1 protein-coding gene is annotated in these 453 nt (G+C 67.1%); it reads right to left on the bottom strand.

What is annotated here, in order from left to right:
• Positions 1–453, bottom strand: a 453-nt coding sequence (locus ACGFIG_RS10145) for a HAMP domain-containing protein (protein ID WP_393001136.1), incomplete at both ends; no start/stop codon positions are given.

The following is a 453-nucleotide window of genomic DNA, read 5'->3' on the forward strand; positions in this document are numbered from 1 at the left end:
CAGCTGATCCACCATCGTGTTCACCGTCGACTTCAGCTCCAGGATCTCGCCCCGGGCGTCCACGGTGATCTTCTGCGACAGGTCGCCCTTCGCCACGGCCGTCGAGACCTGGGCGATGTTGCGGACCTGGGCGGTGAGGTTCGACGCCATCGAGTTGACGTTGTCCGTCAGGTCCCGCCAGGTGCCGGCGACGCCCCGCACCTGGGCCTGACCGCCCAGCTTGCCCTCCGTACCCACCTCGCGGGCCACCCGCGTCACCTCGTCGGCGAACGACGACAGCTGATCCACCATCGTGTTCACCGTCGACTTCAGCTCCAGGATCTCGCCCCGGGCGTCCACGGTGATCTTCTGCGACAGGTCGCCCTTCGCCACCGCCGTGGTGACCGAGGCGATGTTGCGCACCTGCGACGTCAGGTTCGACGCCATCGAGTTCACGTTGTCCGTCAGGTCCCG

It is taken from the genome of Micromonospora sp. NPDC049048 (genome assembly GCF_043197615.1).
Taxonomy (GTDB): Bacteria; Actinomycetota; Actinomycetes; order Mycobacteriales; family Micromonosporaceae; genus Micromonospora.